Annotated in this window: 2 protein-coding genes and 1 pseudogene; 1 reads left to right on the plus strand and 2 read right to left on the minus strand. The window is 42.6% G+C overall.

The window, feature by feature from the left end; all coding sequences use genetic code 11:
* Positions 1-302 precede the first annotated feature (302 nt).
* Entirely contained in the window at positions 303-596 is a 294-nt protein-coding gene (gene yqfB / locus CIK04_RS24650; protein WP_128824685.1) for a N(4)-acetylcytidine aminohydrolase, read from the minus strand.
* A 216-nt stretch (positions 597-812) separates the two neighbouring features.
* Here yqfB and CIK04_RS24655 point away from each other — a divergent pair.
* Positions 813-1,401 (plus strand): annotated as a pseudogene (locus CIK04_RS24655) (START domain-containing protein).
* Between the two features lie 37 nt (positions 1,402-1,438).
* Here CIK04_RS24655 and CIK04_RS24660 read toward each other — a convergent pair.
* Positions 1,439-1,828 (minus strand): hypothetical protein, encoded by a 390-nt coding sequence (locus CIK04_RS24660; RefSeq protein ID WP_325205793.1) that lies wholly within the window; start codon positions 1,826-1,828, stop codon positions 1,439-1,441.
* Positions 1,829-1,913 lie beyond the last annotated feature (85 nt).

Here is a 1,913-nt window from a genome sequence, read left to right on the forward strand (position 1 = left end):
ATTTGGGTGACATTGAGAATAAAAAGCCAATCACAATAAGAGGTGATTGGCTGTATATACTTGTGAACAATCAGGTTCACTAACAACGTCAGTTGGCTAGGTGACCCTCGGCTTAAAAAGGGTCAATCTTATTAAAGCAGAAAGCGTGCCAACTTTAAAAACGTACACCAATCCTATTATTTGCTACATTTTTAACCAAAATGCAGATAAACAAGGTTCATATTCGTCGATAAACCAAGCCAATATAATGCAAATTGCAAAATGAATTTGACATTATGCAATTGCCGCAAAGTTCAACAAAGCTATACTCGCTGATATTGGATGACGTACAACTGCTCTATCCCAGGGTAAATTTCTTGAATGACTTCTTTCAACGTTTCCAGCGTCATGTTTTCTTGTTCTGCATGAAACTGATTCAACGCCGAGAATGCAATAGGTTCCACGCTTAAGATTTCAGTGGCAGAAACACGCCCTTCCTCTAGTGTACGAGACTTCAACTGTGGTTCCTGGTGATAGTCCTTTTCTGACTCGTCGCGAATTGTGATGGTTTTCTTGCCTGCAAGAATGTCTGCTTCAAAACGTGAGAAAAAAGTCATTTTGGTTAGGTGCTGTCATCACTACCTCTTCTATTTGATCAGCCAAAAGGGGCATTAGAATGCATTCGTCATACACTTAAATCAGTGAACTGATGCAATGCGCATTTCATAACGTTGTATATGTGTTTRAATGAATAACCTAAAACACGGAAAGAGCTGATATAGAACGATATTCTACTGCTAAGCCTTTGTTTATTTTTATTCAACCCTGCGACTTTGGTCATCGCCACAGCAAGGTTGGATTTTTGATTCCAGCGACAATGGTATCACCATCCATTATCGTGAGCACACAGATGGCTTGGTGGAGATTCGTGCTCAAATGTTTTTCCCCACCAGCTATGCCGCATTTTTGAAATTACTCGAAGACACTGACAACGTACCTAACTGGATTGATAATGTTGCTCACAGCCACGTTGTGCAACAGCTATCACCGCGAGAAAACATCGTTTACACCCAATTTGTCGGCACCTTGGCCTGCACAAAATCGCGATATGCTGACTTTATTCAAAGTACAGCCTAGATGAAGCTGGATTCACCTTGCAGATCAGCGATGCACCTGAGACGCTTCCTCGGAGTCCTGGCTACATTCGCATCATCGCAAGTCAAAGCGAGCTGGGATACTGAATAAGCTCACCAACGACACCACTCACATTGAATACACCGCGTTCGCTAATCCTGGCGGTGCTCTACCCGATTGGGTTAAGTGAACAAGCTGGCCAAGGAAAGTGCGCGCGCCACATTTGAGGGCTTACGTGAGCAGTTACCGCGTTTTCAACTCCTTCGGCATCCACACATTTCCGAGTAGCCTCAATCGATCATCATCTACTATCCGTTATCCGTTATCAAATCACGTTAAACGAACAGAGCGGCGTTTGACTCTGTTTGTCAATGTTTCTGCAATCGTCAACAGCAAACCAAACCAAATCAAGCCAAAGCTTCACCATTTTCAACTTGGTCGAAATACTCAAGACAAAAATAAACACGGCAAGGAGAAACTGTAACGTTGGCTCAATATATTGCATCAGGCCAATGTTCGTCATATTGGTATAACGAATAGCAATGGAATAAAAAATAAGGGGCGCGATGGTGACCGGTCCGCTACCCAAATATAATAATAGCGTTGAAAGATCGGAGGAAAGGGAAACCGCGTCGCCTTGCGCGTATTTCATCGCCATATAAATAGTGGCCACAGGAACAAGTAGTAATGCTTCAAAAATAATGTCGTGCTCCAATCGTAGGCTATTTTCTTTTACAAAACCGTAGAGGGTAAAAACACCCCATAGTTAATGCAACGTACGGAATTTCACCGTAATGGAC

The sequence above is a fragment of the Vibrio sp. 03_296 genome (genome assembly GCF_002265885.1).

Coding starts and splice junctions, on each gene's coding strand:
- yqfB (WP_128824685.1), bottom strand. CDS start 596: ATGACTTTTTTCTCACGTTTTGAAGCAGACATTCTTGCAGGCAAGAAA.